The 16,769-nt window shown below is 65.7% G+C and carries 18 protein-coding genes; 6 read left to right on the forward strand and 12 right to left on the reverse strand.

Annotation, left to right across the window (positions count from 1 at the left end):
* Nucleotides 1-89: 89 nt before the first annotated feature.
* The 4 genes from nth to dapB are packed head-to-tail and all read right to left on the reverse strand — an operon-like array spanning nt 90 to nt 3,519.
* Nucleotides 90-839 (reverse strand): endonuclease III, encoded by a 750-nt coding sequence (gene nth, locus B5J99_RS07235; RefSeq protein ID WP_117352008.1) that lies wholly within the window; start codon nt 837-839, stop codon nt 90-92.
* The gene (locus B5J99_RS07240) at nt 836-1,540 is read right to left on the reverse strand and encodes an aspartate/glutamate racemase family protein (protein WP_117352009.1); all 705 of its coding nucleotides are present in this window, start codon (nt 1,538-1,540) and stop codon (nt 836-838) included. The genes nth and B5J99_RS07240 overlap by 4 nt, the downstream gene beginning before the upstream one ends.
* Nucleotides 1,540-2,730, reverse strand: a complete 1,191-nt coding sequence (locus B5J99_RS07245) for a M48 family metallopeptidase (protein WP_117352010.1) — start codon at nt 2,728-2,730, stop codon at nt 1,540-1,542. The genes B5J99_RS07240 and B5J99_RS07245 overlap by 1 nt, the downstream gene beginning before the upstream one ends.
* A gap of 57 nt (nt 2,731-2,787) precedes the next feature.
* The gene (gene dapB / locus B5J99_RS07250) at nt 2,788-3,519 is read right to left on the reverse strand and encodes a 4-hydroxy-tetrahydrodipicolinate reductase (RefSeq protein WP_117352011.1); all 732 of its coding nucleotides are present in this window, start codon (nt 3,517-3,519) and stop codon (nt 2,788-2,790) included.
* A gap of 54 nt (nt 3,520-3,573) precedes the next feature.
* On the opposite strand from dapB, the gene B5J99_RS07255 reads away from it, so the two are divergent.
* Nucleotides 3,574-4,275, forward strand: a complete 702-nt coding sequence (locus B5J99_RS07255) for an NAD-dependent deacylase (RefSeq protein WP_117352012.1) — start codon at nt 3,574-3,576, stop codon at nt 4,273-4,275.
* A 41-nt stretch (nt 4,276-4,316) separates the two neighbouring features.
* Here the strand turns inward: B5J99_RS07255 and B5J99_RS07260 are convergent, their stop codons facing one another.
* The 5 genes from B5J99_RS07260 to mutM form a co-directional block, all read right to left on the reverse strand.
* Nucleotides 4,317-4,724, reverse strand: a complete 408-nt coding sequence (locus B5J99_RS07260; RefSeq protein WP_117352013.1) for an MAPEG family protein — start codon at nt 4,722-4,724, stop codon at nt 4,317-4,319.
* A gap of 28 nt (nt 4,725-4,752) precedes the next feature.
* Nucleotides 4,753-5,523: a HesA/MoeB/ThiF family protein gene (locus B5J99_RS07265; protein WP_117353397.1), complete on the reverse strand. Its 771-nt coding sequence runs from the start codon at nt 5,521-5,523 to the stop codon at nt 4,753-4,755.
* 145 nt (nt 5,524-5,668) lie between these two features.
* Nucleotides 5,669-7,060 (reverse strand): chromosomal replication initiator protein DnaA, encoded by a 1,392-nt coding sequence (gene dnaA, locus B5J99_RS07270; protein ID WP_117353398.1) that lies wholly within the window; start codon nt 7,058-7,060, stop codon nt 5,669-5,671.
* A gap of 875 nt (nt 7,061-7,935) precedes the next feature.
* Nucleotides 7,936-8,199, reverse strand: coding sequence for a 30S ribosomal protein S20 (gene rpsT / locus B5J99_RS07275; RefSeq protein ID WP_054136306.1), 264 nt, complete (start codon nt 8,197-8,199; stop codon nt 7,936-7,938).
* 167 nt (nt 8,200-8,366) lie between these two features.
* Complete coding sequence (mutM, locus tag B5J99_RS07280) at nt 8,367-9,179, reverse strand: bifunctional DNA-formamidopyrimidine glycosylase/DNA-(apurinic or apyrimidinic site) lyase (protein WP_117352014.1); 813 nt, start codon at nt 9,177-9,179, stop codon at nt 8,367-8,369.
* Nucleotides 9,180-9,235: 56 nt separating this feature from the next.
* On the opposite strand from mutM, the gene B5J99_RS07285 reads away from it, so the two are divergent.
* From B5J99_RS07285 to B5J99_RS07295, 3 genes are all read left to right on the forward strand, one after another.
* Nucleotides 9,236-9,967, forward strand: a complete 732-nt coding sequence (locus B5J99_RS07285) for a class I SAM-dependent methyltransferase (protein WP_117352015.1) — start codon at nt 9,236-9,238, stop codon at nt 9,965-9,967.
* Between the two features lie 31 nt (nt 9,968-9,998).
* A complete protein-coding gene (gene ubiB / locus B5J99_RS07290) occupies nt 9,999-11,561 on the forward strand; it encodes a 2-polyprenylphenol 6-hydroxylase (protein ID WP_117352016.1) in 1,563 nt (520 codons plus the stop codon).
* Between the two features lie 496 nt (nt 11,562-12,057).
* Nucleotides 12,058-12,525 carry a hypothetical protein gene (locus tag B5J99_RS07295; RefSeq protein ID WP_117352017.1) on the forward strand — a complete coding sequence of 156 codons (468 nt, stop codon included), beginning with the start codon at nt 12,058-12,060 and terminating at the stop codon, nt 12,523-12,525.
* Nucleotides 12,526-12,602: 77 nt separating this feature from the next.
* Here B5J99_RS07295 and B5J99_RS07300 read toward each other — a convergent pair whose 3' ends face one another.
* The gene (locus tag B5J99_RS07300) at nt 12,603-12,905 is read right to left on the reverse strand and encodes an ArsR/SmtB family transcription factor (RefSeq protein ID WP_117352018.1); all 303 of its coding nucleotides are present in this window, start codon (nt 12,903-12,905) and stop codon (nt 12,603-12,605) included.
* Nucleotides 12,906-12,985: 80 nt separating this feature from the next.
* Between B5J99_RS07300 and B5J99_RS07305 the strand changes: the two genes are divergently transcribed.
* On the forward strand, nt 12,986-14,101 hold the full coding sequence (locus B5J99_RS07305; protein ID WP_117352019.1) for an NADH:flavin oxidoreductase/NADH oxidase: 1,116 nt from the start codon (nt 12,986-12,988) through the stop codon (nt 14,099-14,101).
* 91 nt (nt 14,102-14,192) lie between these two features.
* On the opposite strand, the gene B5J99_RS07310 is transcribed toward B5J99_RS07305, so the two are convergent.
* Complete coding sequence (locus B5J99_RS07310; RefSeq protein ID WP_117352020.1) at nt 14,193-15,224, reverse strand: hypothetical protein; 1,032 nt, start codon at nt 15,222-15,224, stop codon at nt 14,193-14,195.
* Nucleotides 15,225-15,389: 165 nt separating this feature from the next.
* Between B5J99_RS07310 and B5J99_RS07315 the strand changes: the two genes are divergently transcribed.
* Complete coding sequence (locus tag B5J99_RS07315) at nt 15,390-15,989, forward strand: phosphatase PAP2 family protein (RefSeq protein WP_117352021.1); 600 nt, start codon at nt 15,390-15,392, stop codon at nt 15,987-15,989.
* On the opposite strand, the gene B5J99_RS07320 is transcribed toward B5J99_RS07315, so the two are convergent.
* Nucleotides 15,979-16,641: a YoaK family protein gene (locus tag B5J99_RS07320; protein ID WP_117353399.1), complete on the reverse strand. Its 663-nt coding sequence runs from the start codon at nt 16,639-16,641 to the stop codon at nt 15,979-15,981. The two genes, B5J99_RS07315 and B5J99_RS07320, sit on opposite strands and share 11 nt — an antisense overlap.
* Between the last annotated feature and the right edge of the window lie 128 nt (nt 16,642-16,769).

The raw sequence follows: 16,769 nt of genomic DNA on the forward strand, positions 1-16,769 counted from the left end.
GCCCATCACCTGACGGTTCCTTCGCCAAGCTACCGTTGCATCGAACGCACTTGCAGGAGATGGGCCCCTGCCTGCGCAGGGGAACCTGTTCACGCTTGGGGATCTATGATCTCGACGGCCTTCACCACCTTCACCCGCTTCTTGCGCGCGGGCGCGGGCTTGTTGGCGCGGTGTTTGAGCGCGGCTTTGGGCGTAGGCGCGTCCGGCCCGTCGGGCTTGGGCTTGAACCGGCACAGATCGGCGACCGGGCAGCGCCAGCATTCGGGGCAGCGCGCCTTGCAGATATAGCGGCCGTGAAGGATCAGCCAGTGATGACCATGCACGCGGAACGGCCCCGGCGTGCCCTTGTCGAGCGCGCGTTCGACATCGAGCACGGTGCGCCCTGGCGCCAGCCCGGTGCGGTTGCCGACGCGAAAGATGTGGGTGTCGACCGCGAAGGTCTCGGCGCCGAACGCGGCGTTGAGCACGACATTGGCGGTCTTGCGCCCGACCCCGGGCAAAGCGGTGAGCGCGTCGCGATCGTTAGGCACCTCGCCGTCGTGCCGCTCGATCAGCGCCTGCGACAGCGCGATGACATTGGCCGCCTTGGCATTGAACAGCCCGATGGTCTTGATGTGCGCCTTCAGCCCATCCTCGCCGAGTTCGACCATCTGCGCGGGCGTCTTGACGACCTCGAACAAGGCGCGCGTCGCCTTGTTGACCCCGACATCGGTCGCCTGCGCCGAGAGCACAACAGCGACCAGCAGCTGGAAATGGTTGCCATATTCCAGCTCGGTCACCGGCGCGGGGTTGGCTTCCGCGAGGCGGCGGTAGAATTCGAAGGTATCGGCCTTGTTCATGCGCCGCCTTCTGCCAGAGCTGCCTCCACCGCTGCAAGCGCATGCAGCGTGGTGGTGTCGAACAGCGGCACCGCGCTGTCCTCCTGCCCGACCAGCAGCATGATCTCGGTACAGCCCAGGATGATCGCCTGCGCGCCCTGATCGGCCAGCCGTTGCATGATCGCGCGATAGGTCGCGCGCGATGGCTCGGTGACCACCCCTCGCACCAGCTCGTCGTAGATGATGCGGTGCACGTCGCTGCGATCCTGGCTGTCCGGGGTGATCACCTCAAGGCCGTAATTGCGCTGCAGCCGCTCGCGCAGGAATGGCTGCTCCATGGTGAAGGCGGTCCCCAGCAGGCCCACCTTTGTTAGACCCTGCGCGGCGATCGCGCGGCCAACGGGATCGGCGATGTGCAGCAGCGGAATGGCAACCGCGTCCTGCACCGCCTCGGCCATCCGGTGCATGGTGTTGGTGCAGATCACCAGCAGCTGCGCGCCGCCGCGCTCGGCCTGCAGCGCGGCGTCGATCATCGCGTCGGTCAGCGCGTCCCATTCGCCCGCATGCTGCAGCGCCTCGATCTCGGCGAAGTCCACCGACACCATCACGCTGGGCGCGCTGTGCGTTCCGCCCAGCCGCCGCTGTGTTTCCTGGTTGATCAGCCGGTAATACTGCGCCGAGCTCTCCCAGCTCATCCCGCCAAGCAGCCCGATGGTGCGCATCAGGGGTTGGCGGAAGCCGCAGGCGGGGGTCCCGGCGGATTCTTGGCCTTCCACTCCATCGCGCGCGCCACGCGGCGTTCGACCGAGGGGTGCGAATAGAACAAAGCCTCCTGCACCGGGTGCGGGCGCGGGTAGCGGTACTCGGCGGTCTTGACGAGCGCGCCGGAGAGCGCGTCGGGAAGGTTCACCATCTGCAGCGAATAGGCGTCGGCCTCGCTCTCGCTGATCCGGGTGAGGCTGTTGGCCACCGGCACCGCGAACACGCCGAGGAACGACAGCACGAACAGGAACACCGGCAAGCCGCGCGGATCGCCGATCTCGGTTGCTTTGCTGCCGAATGCCCGTGCGAACCGTGCAAACAGCCGGTCGGCCAGGAAGAAGAACAGCATCGCCAGCACGCTCATCACCAGCACCGAGCGCCAGACATGGCCGAGCACGTAATGACCGATCTCATGCCCCGTGACCGCGCGGACCTCGTCCAATGAGGCCTGCTTGAGCGCGACATCCGAGATCGCGATCCGCGCCGCGCTACCCACGCCCGAGACATTGGCGGTGAAATTGTTCGACTGGCGCGAACCGTCATAGATGAAGATGCGGTCCTCGGGGATATCGACCTGCTTGGCCATTTCCAGCACGGCATCGCGCACCGGGCCGGCGGGGATCGGCTTGTAATCGTTGAACAGCGGCTCGATCAGCGTCGGCGAGAGCAGCAGCATGACCGACACGACCACCGCCGAAAAGCCGCCCGACCACAGCCACCAGCGCTTGCCGGTACGGCGGATCAGCGCATAGATGCCCAGGAAGAACAGCCCGCCGCCGATGGTGGCGATGGTCATGCCGATGGCATCCTGCATCAGGAAATCGGACAGCGGCTGCTGGGTGCGGTCATACATCCGCTCGTGGCCCCATTCGGCCCAGATGTTCCAGGGCAGGGTGATGATCGCCGAGACGATGAACAGCCCTGCGGCAGTGGCAAAGGTGCGCAGCGCCCAGCCGCGCTTTTCGAGCTTCGCCCAGATCCGGTCGGTGACCCCCAGCTTGACCAGAATGACGGTCGCCAGCGCCGAGACCAGCAGCCCCCACAGGATCATCCAGTGGCCATCCATGGTATAGGCCGCAGACTTGGCAAGCGCCTCTGCCCCCAGCCCGTCGATATAGGCCTTGGTTGCCGCTTCCGGATTGAATGCCATGCCGTTCCCCGCTGTGTTGTATGTATAATACACGTTTAGTCGGGCGTTGGCGTGCCGTCAAGCCAGCCCCAGCACCTGCGGCATGGTATAGCGGCCCGCTGGCTTGTCGTGCAGCCACAGGCACGCCTTTACCGCGCCGCGCGCAAACACCATGCGGTTTTCGGCACGATGGGTCAGTTCGATGCGCTCGTCGTCGCTGGCGAGGTACACGGTGTGGTCGCCCGCCACCGATCCGCCGCGCAAGCTGGCAAAGCCGATCGCGCCGCGAGCCCGCGCGCCGGTGACGCCGTCACGGCCGCGCTCGCTGTCGCAAGCCAGATCAATGCCCCGCGCCTTGGCGGCTGCCTCGCCGAGCAGCAACGCGGTGCCCGAGGGGGCATCGACCTTGTGGCGGTGGTGCATCTCGGCGATCTCGATGTCCCAGTCCTCGCCCAACCTCAACGCCGCCTCGTGCACCAGATGCGCGAGCAAAGTGACCCCCAGCGAGGTGTTCCCGGTCTGCAGCACCGCGATCCGGTCGGCGGCGGTGTCGATCAGCCAGTGGTGGCGTTCCTCGAGGCCGGTGGTGCCGATGACGATCGGGATGTTCGCAGCGACGGCTGCCTCCAGATTGGCTTCCAGCGCTTGCGGAGAGGAGAAATCGACCAGGATGTCGCTTTCTGCCGCCAGGCTGAGCGGATCGCCGCCCTTGTCGATCCCGCCCGAGACGCTGGCACCTGCATCCGCAATCGCCGTCGCCAGCGCCTGTCCCATGCGGCCTGCATTGCCGATAATTCCGATGCGCGTCATCGCGTTCCTGCTCTTGCTTGTATCCAGGCCGGTCCATGCCGTATTGCGCCCGCTATGGCAAAGATTCCCAGCATCGTCATCCTCACCGGCGCCGGCGTGAGCGCCGAGAGCGGCATCGATACCTTCCGCGCGGAAGGCGGGTTGTGGGAGCAGCACCGGGTGGAGGATGTCGCCACCCCCGAGGCGTTCGCGCGCGACCCCGATCTGGTGCTGCGCTTCTATGACATGCGCCGCGAATCGATCCAGACCAAGCAGCCCAATCCTGCGCACGAGGCGCTGGCCCGGCTCGATGCGGCATGGCCGGGCGAGCTGCTGATCGTGACGCAGAATGTCGACGACCTGCACGAGCGCGCGGGCGCGAGCCGGCTGCTGCACATGCACGGGACACACCTGACCGCCTGGTGTCTGGCGTGCGACGCGCGGCCAGGCTGGCGCGGAACGCTGATCGATCGGCCTACCTGCCCTGAATGCGGCACGCCGGGGCAGCTGCGTCCCGACATCGTCTGGTTCGGCGAGATGCCGTACGAGATGGAGCGGATCTACGAGGCGGTGGGCGCTTGCGACCTGTTCGTCTCGATCGGCACCTCGGGCGCGGTCTATCCCGCCGCCGGGCTGGTCCGCGAGGCGCGCGCGCGCGGCGCGCGGACACTCGAGCTCAACCTAGAGCCCAGCCAGGGCAGCCATTTCTTCCACGAATCACGCCACGGCCCGGCGTCGCTGCTGGTGCCGCAATGGGTCGACGAGGTGTTGGGGTAAACCCTCCCCCCTCCCGTAAGCGGGAGGGGGGAGGCGGCGCTTCACCCGTTCACCGTCACCACCAGAAACAGCGTCCATCCGATCGCGGCGGCATAGGCGATCCAGGTGCCCACCACACCCAGCGCGCGCAGCTTGGGCGGCTTGCCTGGACCCTGCGGCTGGTGCAGCCCGATGATGTGCGCGGCGCGGGCGCCCAGGAACAGCACCGCGAGCGCGGTCAGCGGCCAGTGGCTGGCATTGGCCATCTCCAGCAGCCCGATCAGGATCACGAACAAGGGCGCGTGTTCGGCAAGGTTGCCGTGCGAGCGGCTGGAACTGATCAGCCCCTGGTCGTCGGCATCGCCGAACGAGGCCTGGGTGCGGAAGCGCGCAGCGACGGTGGCGATTGCGGTGGCGAGCAGCATGATCGCGCAGATCGCGGCGGTAAGAGCGGTGATCGGCAATGTCATGTTGGAGCCCCCCGGTTGGAAGCTTGGACTATGCCGCCTGGGCAGGATCGCCGCAAGCCGAGCACGCGGGGTCCTTGGCGATCTTGAGCGTGCGCCACAGCGGCTTCAATCCGTCGAACAGGTGCAGCTTGCCGCGCGGGTCCTCGCCAAAGCCTGTGACCGCGCGCACCGCCTCCATCGCAGCGAAACTGCCGATCAGGCCGACCATTGCGCCCAATACGCCCTGCTCGGCGCAGGTGTCGCAATCCTCGGCATCGAACGCATCGCCGACGAAGCAGCGATAGCACGGCGCATCGGGTAGCCAGCCGCGAAACGTACCGATCTGTCCCTGGAAGCGCCCGATCGCGGCGCTGACCAGCGGGATGTGCAAGGCCGTGGCGGTGTCCGACACCAAAAGCCGGGTGGCGAAATTGTCGGTACCGTCGAGGATGACATCCGCGCCGGCGAGCAAGGCTGCCGCATTGGCGGGCGTGATCCGCTCGGTGACTGCGGTTGCATTCAGTTCCGGATCGAACGCGCGCACCCAGTTGGCTGCGACCTCGGCCTTGGGCCGGCTGACATCGGCGGGCGTGAACAGCGTCTGGCGCTGGAGGTTGGACAGGTCGATGACATCGTCGTCGATCAGCGTCAGCCGGCCGATGCCAGCGCCTGCGAGATACTGAAGCGCCGGGCAGCCGATCCCGCCCATCCCCACCAGAACGACATGCGCCGCCGACAGCTTGGCCACACCTGCGCCGCCGATCTCGGGCAGCACGATGTGCCGGGCGTGGCGTTCAAGCTGGGTGGGGGTGAGGGGCATGATCGCGACTATCCTGATGCTGGTGCGCAAATGCCGGGCCGGTCCTCGTCATTCCCGCGAACGCGGGAATCCCGCTTCACCGGCGCTATAGCGGGATTCCCGCGTTTGCGGGAATGGCCAATGTTTCAGAGATGCGGCGAAGCGCTCAGCTCTCGAGCTGCTGCAGCAATGCGCGGACGTCGCCGTCCATATCGGCATCGCGGGTGCGCAGGTCCTCGATCAGGCGGACCGCGTGGATCACGGTCGAATGATCGCGCCCACCAAACTTGCGGCCGATTTCCGGATACGAGCGCGGGGTCAGTACCTTGGCGAGGTACATCGCCACCTGGCGCGGACGCACCACCGCGCGCGCGCGGCGCTTGGAGGACATTTCGGAACGGTCGACCTTGTAGAACTGGCAGACCGCGCGCTGGATCTCGTCGATCGTGATCCGCCTGCGGTTGGCGCTGAGAAGATCCGAGAGCTGCTCTTCGGCGAGTGGCAGCGTGACCTTCTGGCCGGTGATCTGGGCATAGGCCATCAGCTTGTTGAGCCCGCCGACCAGCTCGCGAACATTGCGGCTGATGGTGCGCGCGAGGAACTCGATCACCTCCTCGGGCACCTCGCCCATCCGCATCGTTTCGATTCGCGCGGTGATGATCGCGCGGCGCAGCTCGATATCGGCGGGCTGGATATCCGCGACCAGGCCCATCGCCAGCCGCGAGAGCAGTCTTTGGTCGACGCCGTCGAGCGCCTGGGGCGCGCGGTCCGATGTCACCACCAGCCGCTTGCCGCCGCCCAGGATCGCATCGATCGTGTGGAGGAATTCCTCCTGGGTCGAATTCTTGCCGATGATGAACTGGATGTCATCGACCAGCAGCATGTCGAAACCGCGCAGCCGCGCCTTGAACGCCATCGAATCGCCGCGCTGGATGGCGCTGACGAAGTCGTTCATGAACTTTTCGGCCGGGCAATAGCAGATACGCGCGCCCGGATTGACCTCGGCAAAGGCGTTGCCGATGGCGTGCAGCAGATGCGTCTTGCCCTGGCCGGTGGCGGCCTTGAGGTAGAGCGGGCTGAACAGCGGCTTTTCCATCGCGGCCATGCGCTGTGCAGCGTTGAACGCCAGCACGTTGGACTGGCCGGTAATGAAACCAGAAAAGACCTGCGAGGGATCGAGCGCGATGCGGTTGCCCGAATCGGCCAGCGCCGGGCGCGGGGCAGGGGCGGCCGCCTGCTGCGGAACGGCGGTCCGCGGGCGGGCCGGATCGGCCTCGCGCGGGGCAGCCGCGATGGTCACGCTGCGCACTTCGGGGCGCACGATCTTCCACGCCAGCGCCAGCCGGTCGGCAAAGCGTTCACGCACCCAGTTGGCGGAAAATTCGGATGGCAGATGCAGGTTGAGCATGCCGGAGCCAGGCTCGAAGCTTCCGGGGCGGATGGGGCGGATCCACTGGGTGTGGATCTGTGCGCCCAGGTCCTTGCGCAATCCTTCGCTGATTTCGTTCCAGTCCGCTGCCCAATCTGCCGCGCCGTTCGAATCGTTGAGTTCGATCATGCCTGTAACTGCCACTTCTTGGTTCTTGGTCATCGCTGACAACACACCGGCGGAGCAAAATCGCTCGCGCGCCGGGATCATTCGGGGAACTGCTTGGGTGGGCCGGAGCCAAGGGTCCAGATGCCCTTGTCGCGGCCTTGCCGGTCCCCCCTAGGAGAGGGTCTCTCGGCTCGAATCGGGCCATCCGGTGCGTGCCAGCCAGAAACCGGCGGTGCGCACGGCCAGCTCCCGGTCCGCGAGCGAGGTCTTGAATGTCAGTTCCTGTGGCAGTCCGACCCTGATACGCAAAACTTGCTCCCTCCCCAACGTCCGCAATGACAGACGGGACTATCCGCCATGTCTTTCTTCGCTTTCACCGTGTGCCGACCAACCCCTGGCCGACCCGGTGCCCCCTCGCCTGCGCCGGGACAAAACCACCCCGGACGCAAAGCCGATGGCATTGCGATACCCTAGTGATTCATCCGTTGGTGCAGTGGAGAACGGGCGCGAGCGCTCGCTCTCTGGAGTGTGATGTAGCGATGAAAAAACGAGTCGAGCAAGAGCGGCCGGGTAAAAAAAATGAAATAAAGGCGCTTGACTCAGTTAACGTCTGGATATTGCTCGATTCACTATATTAACGTATATATTTCAATTGGTTAGAGCAAAGTGGGCGTGGGGCGCAATTGCGAATCGCGGGAAATGCGCGGCTTTGCCAAAAGCGCAGGTGACGGTTTTGTGACCGCTCTGTCACACAGCGGCGCCCATGTTACATACCGTTGCACGCGCGCTGCGCGCACGAAAAATCCGCCGACCGAGGCTGGACGGCGGACAATCGGAATATCGTGGCGGAATGACCGGCTCCGGATGCGGCCCAGCCGCTCCGGAGCAGACCGGGATCAGCCGAGCGCTGCGACCCGCTTGGTCAGGCGCGAGAACTTGCGCGATGCGGTGTTCTTGTGCAGCACGCCCTTGGCAACGCCGCGGGCCAGTTCAGGCTGCGCGCTGGCGAGAGCTGCAGCGGCCGCGTCCTTGTCGCCTGCTTCCAGAGCCGATTCGACCTTCTTGACGAAGGTACGGATGCGTCCGATGCGGTTGCCGTTGACAATCGCCCGACGGTCGTTCCGGCGGATGCGCTTCTTGGCTTGCGGCGTATTGGCCATAAGTTCTCACACGTCTTTCTTACAGGCGATCACAGCATGATCGGTGGATTTTGGGTAAAAGCGTTGGGCCGCGATAAGGCTATGCCCGCGCTTTGAAGCCGCTGCCGTTAGCGATTATCGGCTGGCGCGTCAACGCCAGAATGCCGCAGGCGTCATGCAAACCCACCTTACTTCTGGCAGGACGGGCACCAGAAGGTGGAGCGTCCCGACTGGACGGTGCGCTTCACGGTGCCGCCGCACGGACAGGCCTCTCCCTCGCGCCCGTAAACCCGCCATTGCTTGGCGAAATAGCCCAATTGGCCATCGGGCCGGGCATAATCGCGCAAGGTCGATCCGCCCGCCGCGATGGCATCGACCAGCACCGATTTGATCGCCGTGACCAAAGGCTTGAGCTTGGCAGGACCAATTTGCCCGGCAGCGCGCAGCGGAGAGATTCTCGCCATGTTGAGTGCCTCGCAGACATAGATGTTGCCCAGGCCCGCAACGATTCGCTGGTCGAGCAGCATCGCTTTGATCGGCGAGGCGCGGCCCTTGAGCCGCTCGAGCAGATAAGCGGGGGTGAAATCGTCGCCCAGCGGCTCGGGGCCCATCGCGGCAAAGCTCGGGAAACTGGCGATCGCGGCTGTCTCGACCAGATCGACCGAGCCGAACCGGCGCGGATCGAACAGCGAGAGCACGTGACCCGAATCGGTGTGCATCACGAGGTGGTCGTGCGTGCCGATGTCTTCGGGATCGATTCGCCAGCGGCCCGACATGCCGAGGTGAAAGATCATGCTGTCGCCGCGGTCGGTTTCTATCAGCCCGTATTTGGCGCGGCGGCCCAGGCTGATGATCCGCGCGCCTGTCATCCTTTGGCCCAGATCGACCGGGAAGGCGCGGCGCAGGTCTGCGCGGCGCGCGACGACACTCGTCAGGCGCACGTCCTGCAGCACGGCCGCAAGCCCGCGCACGGTGGTTTCGACTTCGGGAAGCTCCGGCATAAAAAGGCCCGTTATCAGGCTTTGCGCTTGGCACAAAGATGCTTACATGCAGGGCCATGAGCGAGACAGTGCCCTTTGGCTATCAGGATATCGACCCGGCTGAAAAGGCGGGACGGGTTGGCGGCATCTTTTCGAGTGTGGCTGCCAAATATGACATCATGAACGATGCGATGTCGGGCGGCATGCATCGCCTCTGGAAGGACCGCTTCGTGCGCCGGGTCAAGCCGCGCGCAGGCGAGGACATCCTCGATATGGCAGGCGGCACCGGCGACATCGCCTTCCGCATGGTCAAGTCGGGCGCCAATGTCACGGTCGCGGATATCAATCAGGACATGCTCGATGTCGGCATCGACCGCGCGGTTGAACGCGGCGAGGACCGGCTTGTCTGGTCGTGCCAGGATGCGGAAAGCCTCAAGTTCCCCGACCGCAGCTTCAACGCCTACACGATCGCGTTCGGCATCCGCAATGTCACGCATATCGACAAGGCGCTGGCCGAGGCGCACCGCGTGCTGCGCTATGGCGGCAGGTTCTATTGCCTCGAATTCTCGTCGACCCAATGGCCCGTGTTCGGCGAGGTCTATGACGCCTATTCGCACCATCTGATGCCGCGCCTGGGCCAGATGATCGCAGGCGATGCCGACAGCTATCGCTATCTGGCCGAATCGATCCGCCGCTTTCCCAAACCGCCGGTGTTCGAGCAGATGATCAAGGATGCCGGGTTCACCGCCACCAAGGTCGAGCTCATCCTGGGCGGCGCGGTCGCGATCCATAGCGGGTGGAAGGCGTGATTCGGCGTCGCCGGGGGTTCGGCATCCGCGCATGACCGCTCCGCGTACGCATATCTTCCGGCTCCTCAAATGGGGCCGTATCCTTGCGCGTCATGGCGCGCTCAAGGGGCTGGAGGCCGCACCGCAGACCCCGCCCGAGGTCCGCCGCCTGTTCCGCATCGCGCGGCTGGGGGCGAGCGTGCCCAAGACCCCCGATTATGCTGGTGCCTTCCGCGCGATCGGTCCTGCGGCGATCAAGCTGGGCCAGACGCTCGCCACCCGCCCCGATCTGGTGGGCGAAGAGGCCGCGATCAATCTGCTCAGCCTGCAGGACAGCCTGCCGCCGGTGCCGTTTGCGGAAATCCGCGCCGAGATCGAGCTGGGGCTGGGCGGCCCGCTCGAGCGCTTCTTTGCCCATGTCGATCCGGTGCCCGTCGGCGCCGCCTCGATCGCGCAGGTGCATCGCGGCACCACCATCGAAGGCCGCGATGTCGCGATCAAGGTGCTGCGCCCCGGCGTGCGCAAGAACTTCGCGCGCGATATCGAGACGTACGAATGGGCTGCCGCACATCTGGAAGCTCTGGGCGGGGAGGCGACCCGGCTGCGGCCGCAGCTCACCATCGCCAACTTCAAGCGCTGGACGATGCGCGAACTCGATCTGCGCCGCGAGGCGGCGAGCGCATCGGAACTCGCCAGCGCGATGGACGGCCACCCGGGCTACCGCGTGCCCGAGATCGACTGGGACCGCACCTGCGGCACCGTGATGACGCTCGAATGGATCGACGGCATCAAGATTTCGAACCGCGAGGCGCTGATCGCTGCCGGGCATGACCTGCCCGATCTCGCGCGGCGGCTGGTTCTCGCCTTCCTGCGCCAGGCGATCGCGGGCGGCTTCTTCCATGCCGACATGCACCAGGGCAACCTGTTCGTCGCGCCCGATTCGACCATCGTCGCGATCGATTTCGGCATCATGGGGCGGATCAACCGGCAGGCGCGGTTCTGGCTGGCGGAGATCCTCTATGGCCTGACCACGGGCAACTACAAGCGCGTCGCCGAGATCCATTTCGAAGCGCAGTATGTGCCGAGCTATCACAATGTCGACGAGTTCGCGACCGCGCTGCGCGCGGTGGGCGAGCCGATGCGCGGCAAGCCGGTGAGCGAGCTGTCAGTCGGGCAGATGCTCGACGGGCTGTTTGCGATCACCCGCGATTTCGACATGAAGACCCAGCCGCACCTGCTGCTGCTGCAAAAGACGATGGTGATGGTCGAAGGCGTCGCGACCCAGCTCGACCCCAATATCAACATGTGGGATGTCGCAGCGCCTTATGTGCGCGACTGGATCCGCGGCGAACTGGGGCCCGAGACGTTGCTCGCCGACCGGATCAACACCGATGTCGCGACATTGTTGCGGCTGCCCGATCTGGTGCGGCGTCTGGAAGAACAGGTCCCCAAAAAGGGCGGCGCCCCCGAACCGCCCCCGATCCCTCACATCCCGCTGATCTGGGACAGGAAGGTGCGCGTTGCGGGTACCGGCGGGGGCTTCTGGAGCCATCTGGCGGCGTTGATCATCGGCGCTGGCGCCGGGGCGGCTGCGCTGTTTGCGTGGGTGCATTGAGGTGAGCTCTCTCCCCTTGAGGGGAGAGACGCGAGACTTGGCAGCTTGCTGCCTTAGTCGCAGCTGGGAGGGGCCTAGCCACCCCGAGCGTAGGCGCCTGCCCCCCTCCCAACCCTCCCCCCTGGAGGGGAGAGGGCTTTTGCGGCCCGCGCTCCAAGCTCCCGCCAGCGACCAACGCCACCCCAACCGGTCCCCTGCGAAGGCAGGGGCCCATCTCCCGACCGCCGCGTCGGGTGCAAGGGCAGGAGATGGATGCCTGCCTTCGCAGGCAAACTGGAGTAGGAAGAACCAATTTGCTCACCCCCGCTCATCCTGAGCCGTGGGCGCAGCCCGCGAAGTCGAAGGACCCGCGCCCACGCTGGCCGAATAGCGGGGCCTTCGACAAGCTCAGGCTGAGCGGAGGGGGTGGCAGCTTTGGAGGGGGCGCAGAAAAACCTGCCATTCCGCTATCGACCCCATTGCGGACATTTCAGTTTAGCCGTGCTAGCAAGCGCTGATGAGCGAGAACCAAGAATTGAGGCAAAATTGGCGAAGGAATTGGCTTTGCAGCATTCAGGAGTTTTCGGACCTGAAGACTCAGCGCCGCTTGTGGCTCGACCCCAACGCATCGAACCCCCACTATACTTTCGTTGAATATATGTGCTGCTACTTCGACGGCCTAGCGGTCTTCGACGATCCGAGTGCCCTTGGCGAACACTACACTGTTGCGAGGGAGCAAGGTCTCGTCAACGCCGATGAAGCCGCCGCAATAGAGCCGTTCCATGCGATACTTGCTGCGTATGATGCCCCCGGAAAAGACGATTACGACCACCAAGCGATCTTAGCGGATCCTAAGTGGATGGAAGTTGTGGCTGCAGCAAAGTCGGCTCAAGCTGCGTTGTTACCTTTAATCTGCGATGCGGAAGAGCGTCGCGAATTGATGGAGAAAAGCATCTACGCAGTGGAGGCTGGAGCGAAAGACTAAGCGGCAGCTTTCCACCCAATATCCGCCATCCGTGCGTTCTGGCCCGTTGCCTGGAACCGGCCAACCAACCCTCAGCGCTACCCCTTCACCCCCAGAACCGCATCCAGTAACCCCGGAAACCTTTTGTCCACCTCGTCGCGGCGCAGCGTGTTCATGTGCTGCACCCCGGCAATGCGCGTGTGCACCAGCCCCGCTGCGCGCAGGACGCGGAAGTGGTGGGACATGCTCGATTTGGGGCGGCCGCCGTCGAGCGCGGCGCAGCTGGCTTCGACCTCGCGGTCGAGCTGGCGGACGATGTCGAGCCGCACGGGATCGCTCAGCGCGTGGAGCGCGTGCTCGATGGTGACGGTCGAAAGGTCGGGATGCTGATAGGTTCGCATGGCACTCATATAGCATGGCGGTCTTGTAAATCCTATAGTTCGATTATATACGTACTATCATAACAACCACAGGACTCCCCATGACTGATAACACTCCCGCCAAAACCCCCGCGCTGTTCGAGCCGTACACGCTCAAGTCCGTCACGCTGCGCAACCGCATCGCGGTCTCGCCGATGTGCCAGTATTCCGCCGAAGATGGCGTGCCCAAGGACTGGCACCGCTCGCACCTCGTCTCGCTGGCGCGCGGCGGTGCGGGGCTGGTGGTCGCCGAGGCCTCGGGCGTGTCGCCCGAAGGCCGGATTACGCCTGGCTGCACCGGGCTGTGGAACGACGAGCAGCGCGATGCGTTCGCGCCGATCGTTGCCGAGATCAAGGCGGCAGGGGCGGTCCCCGGCATCCAGATCGCGCATGCCGGGCGCAAGGCCAGCGCCAACAAGCCTTGGGAAGGCGACGATCACATTGCCGAGGGCGATCCGCGCGGCTGGGAAACCGTCTCGCCCTCGCCGATCGCGTTCGGTGGTGGCCTGACCAAGGTGCCGCGCGAAATGACGTTGGCCGATATCGAGAAGGTTAAGGCCGACTATGTCGCCGCCGCAATCCGCGCGCGCGAGGCCGGGTTCGAATGGCTGATGCTGCATTTTGCACACGGCTATCTGGCGCAGAGCTTCTTCTCCAAGCACTCCAACCAGCGCACCGACGAATATGGCGGCAGCTTCGAAAACCGCTCGCGCTTCCTGCTCGAAACACTCGAGGCCGTCCGCGCCGTATGGCCCGACGAGTTTCCGCTGTCGGCGCGTTTCGGGGTGATCGAGTTCGACGGCAATGACGAGGAAACGCTTGGTGAGTCGATCGAACTGATCAAGCTGATGAAGGATCGCGGGCTCGATTTCATCGATGTCAGCATCGTGTTCTCGACGCCGACCGCGCAGATCCCCTGGGGTCCGGCGTTCATGGCGCCGATCGCCGAGCGCGTGCGCAGCGAGACCGGGCTTCCGGCCGCGACCAGCTGGTATATCGGCACCTCGGAAAACGCCAACCGCATGGTCGAGACCGGCCAGGTCGATCTGGTGATGATGGGCCGGCCGATGCTCGAGAACCCGCACTGGCCGTATCAGGCGGCGAAGGAGCTGGGCAAGGACAGGCCGAGCTGGACGCTGCCCGCGCCTTACGCGCACTGGCTCGAGCGTTATCGCTGAGCCAGTGCACGCGCTGACGACAAAAAGGAAGGCGGGGATCGCTCCCCGCCTTCTGTCGTTTCAAATCATCCCAATTCGGGGATTTGTACGGTCAGGCCGCGCTCTGCATCGGATAGCTGTTGCGCAGCAGGAAAAAAGCGCGACGCTTGCGGTTGGCCCGCGTCTTGAACGGATTGTCGCGGCTGGGCGGCTGCGCAATCATGTCCTCGAGGCGGCGCTCATCGACCGTCAGGTCACCGCGCGGTGCGATCGGTGCCCGGGTGGGCGTCGAGCGCGTTGCCGCCAGCGGGGCCACTGCAGGCGTCTGCAACAGCGGCTGGTCGAGCCGAGTCTGTGCGGGTGCCGGAACCGGCGTCGTTACGGTGGTGGCCCGCGGCCGGTCGTGCGGACCAGCCAGGCGACGCTCGGTGCCATGATCGGCATCGGCCAGCCGCGCATCTGCCATCATGGACGCGCTCTTGCGGGTCCGGGTCCGGCGCAGGGCGATCGCACCGCCGCCAATTCCCAGCAAGGCGAGCAGACCGGCCATCCAGCCCCATACGTCGCCGCTGCCGGATTCGGTGGCGCTGACTGCGCCATCCTGCTGGGCAGGGGTTTCGAAGGCCGGTGCAGCCGGGGCGACCGGCGCCAGAGCAGCAGCCTCTTCAGGCGGAGCGGCGAGCGGATCGGCAGCTGTGTTCGCCTCCGGCGCAGCAGCGACCGGCGCAGGTGCAGCTTCGCGGGCTGTGGGACGCTCGGCCGGAGCGGCCCTGCGGGTCGGTGCGGGCCGTTCGGCAGCCTCTGCCGGCGGGGTGGTTGCGGTCGACGGAACGTCGCTCACCACCGGCGGCGCCATCGGGATGGCCATCGGGACAGGGTTGCCCGGGAGCGAGGCTGCAGGCGGGATCGCCGAGACAGGCGGCGTGGCCGGTGCCGAAGGCTGCGCCGTCGGCATCTGGACCTGCGGCGTCTGCGAAGCCGTGGTCGGCGTACCGGCCGGGCTGGCAGGCTGCACGGCTTCGGGCATCGGCATCACCGGCGCGATGGCCGGAGCTTCCTGCGCCAGAAGCGGGGTTGCGGTCAGGGCAAGAACGGCGGCAATCGCGGCCCTTGCCGGGCGAATGGGGTGCGATGTGTGTGTCATGGTATCACAGCAAACGCTCGAGGCGCGCAAAACCGTTCACGCCGCTGCGCGCAAACTCTGTCAGGCTGACGCTGCAGGGCGGCCAGTTGATGAACTAGGTATGGTTTGCATACCTAAAAGCTGCGATTGACCCTGCAGTTTGGACGGCAGCGGGGACCGTGTTTGATGCGCAGCGTGAGTCTGGTTCTGCTCATGATCGTGGTCGTGCTCGGCGGGATGGGGGTCTGGCTGCAGGGTCCTCTGCCGCTGGATATCGAGGCGACCTGGCAGCTCCAGCGGCTGATCGACCCCCGCTCAGCCTGGATCGAATGGCTGTCGCTCACCGCCGGTTGGCCGATGATCGTCGCCAGCACCCTGCTGGCCGGGCTGTTTGCGGCCTCGCTGGAGCGGTTGCCCGGAGCAGCCGCGCTGATCATCGGCGTGGGCATCGCGATGGCGACCGAGCGGCTGGCGCGCCTGGCATTCTATGTCCCGCGCCCTTCTGCCGACATCGTCGAGGTCGCCAGCGCGAGCGCGTCTTCGGGGCTGCCCTCGACTTTCGCGATATTCCATGGCGCGGCGTGCGGCGGACTGATCCTGCTGACATGGGGCACCCGCGGGCGCGAGGCGATGGCGGTGCGGCTGGGGGCAGCGGTACTGCTGCTGGCCGGCTGCATCGGGCGGGTTGCTGCGGGCGCCCACTGGACCAGCCAGGTGCTGGCGAGTGCAGCGCTCGGCGCGCTGGCGGCAATCCTTGCGGCCCGGCTTGTCGGGGTCAGGCGCTAGGCACCTCATCGTGCAGCGCAAAGCGCGGCAGCGCGGCGACCATCGCCAGCGCCAGCCCGATGGCGGCAGCGGCCCACAGCGCCATCAGCCCCCAGTCGAGATAGGCGAGCACGCCAAGCCCTGCGCCGCTCACCAGCCCGGCCCACAACAGCAGATGCGGCACCCATTGCCAGCGCTGGCCCGCACGGTGCACGCGCGACAGCGCCTGGCCCAGCTTGACCAGGGTCCCGGTCATGTAGGTGAGCCCGATGCTGACCTGACCCTCGCGCTGGAACACGGTGTTTTCCATCCCCATCGCCAGCAACGTGAAGCCGACCGCGAGCATCCCCAGCCCCGCCATGCCCAGGGCGGCGGCGGCGGCGAGCAGCGCCACCACCCCCAGGATCGTCAGCGGCAGGCGGGTTCTGGCGGAGCACAGGCTGCCTGCCACATTGCCGATGATCACGCCTGCCACAAAGGTCGCGATCATCGAGGCGGCGATCGCGGCGATGCGGCCATCGGTGAACAGCCCCACCGCCATCCGGGTCGAATTGCCGGTCATGAACGCGGTGAAAAAGCCGCCGGTGTACAGAAAGCCGATGGCATCGACGAACCCCGCCAGCGCCGCCAGCGCGACCGCGAGAAACCAGTGATGGCGTTGATAGCGGGTCATCCAGCGCCTGCTATAGGCATGCAGCGCGCCTTGCGCCATCGCCCTCTGGGACGTTTGACAAGTCCAACACGCGAGCCTATATCGCACCCCAACACCGAACGTTTCGAGACATGACAGGTTTGCGCGGA

The sequence above is a fragment of the Blastomonas fulva genome (assembly GCF_003431825.1).
Lineage (GTDB): Bacteria > Pseudomonadota > Alphaproteobacteria > Sphingomonadales > Sphingomonadaceae > Blastomonas > Blastomonas fulva.

Coding starts and splice junctions, on each gene's coding strand:
- B5J99_RS07285 (WP_117352015.1), top strand. CDS start 9,236: ATGAGCGAGACAGTGCCCTTTGGCTATCAGGATATCGACCCGGCTGAA.
- mutM (WP_117352014.1), bottom strand. CDS start 9,179: ATGCCGGAGCTTCCCGAAGTCGAAACCACCGTGCGCGGGCTTGCGGCC.
- B5J99_RS07305 (WP_117352019.1), top strand. CDS start 12,986: ATGACTGATAACACTCCCGCCAAAACCCCCGCGCTGTTCGAGCCGTAC.
- dnaA (WP_117353398.1), bottom strand. CDS start 7,060: ATGATCGAACTCAACGATTCGAACGGCGCGGCAGATTGGGCAGCGGAC.
- B5J99_RS07265 (WP_117353397.1), bottom strand. CDS start 5,523: ATGCCCCTCACCCCCACCCAGCTTGAACGCCACGCCCGGCACATCGTG.
- B5J99_RS07255 (WP_117352012.1), top strand. CDS start 3,574: ATGGCAAAGATTCCCAGCATCGTCATCCTCACCGGCGCCGGCGTGAGC.
- dapB (WP_117352011.1), bottom strand. CDS start 3,519: ATGACGCGCATCGGAATTATCGGCAATGCAGGCCGCATGGGACAGGCG.
- B5J99_RS07320 (WP_117353399.1), bottom strand. CDS start 16,641: ATGACCCGCTATCAACGCCATCACTGGTTTCTCGCGGTCGCGCTGGCG.
- B5J99_RS07240 (WP_117352009.1), bottom strand. CDS start 1,540: ATGCGCACCATCGGGCTGCTTGGCGGGATGAGCTGGGAGAGCTCGGCG.
- B5J99_RS07310 (WP_117352020.1), bottom strand. CDS start 15,224: ATGACACACACATCGCACCCCATTCGCCCGGCAAGGGCCGCGATTGCC.
- B5J99_RS07295 (WP_117352017.1), top strand. CDS start 12,058: ATGAGCGAGAACCAAGAATTGAGGCAAAATTGGCGAAGGAATTGGCTT.
- B5J99_RS07315 (WP_117352021.1), top strand. CDS start 15,390: ATGCGCAGCGTGAGTCTGGTTCTGCTCATGATCGTGGTCGTGCTCGGC.
- rpsT (WP_054136306.1), bottom strand. CDS start 8,199: ATGGCCAATACGCCGCAAGCCAAGAAGCGCATCCGCCGGAACGACCGT.
- B5J99_RS07260 (WP_117352013.1), bottom strand. CDS start 4,724: ATGACATTGCCGATCACCGCTCTTACCGCCGCGATCTGCGCGATCATG.
- B5J99_RS07245 (WP_117352010.1), bottom strand. CDS start 2,730: ATGGCATTCAATCCGGAAGCGGCAACCAAGGCCTATATCGACGGGCTG.
- B5J99_RS07300 (WP_117352018.1), bottom strand. CDS start 12,905: ATGCGAACCTATCAGCATCCCGACCTTTCGACCGTCACCATCGAGCAC.
- ubiB (WP_117352016.1), top strand. CDS start 9,999: ATGACCGCTCCGCGTACGCATATCTTCCGGCTCCTCAAATGGGGCCGT.
- nth (WP_117352008.1), bottom strand. CDS start 839: ATGAACAAGGCCGATACCTTCGAATTCTACCGCCGCCTCGCGGAAGCC.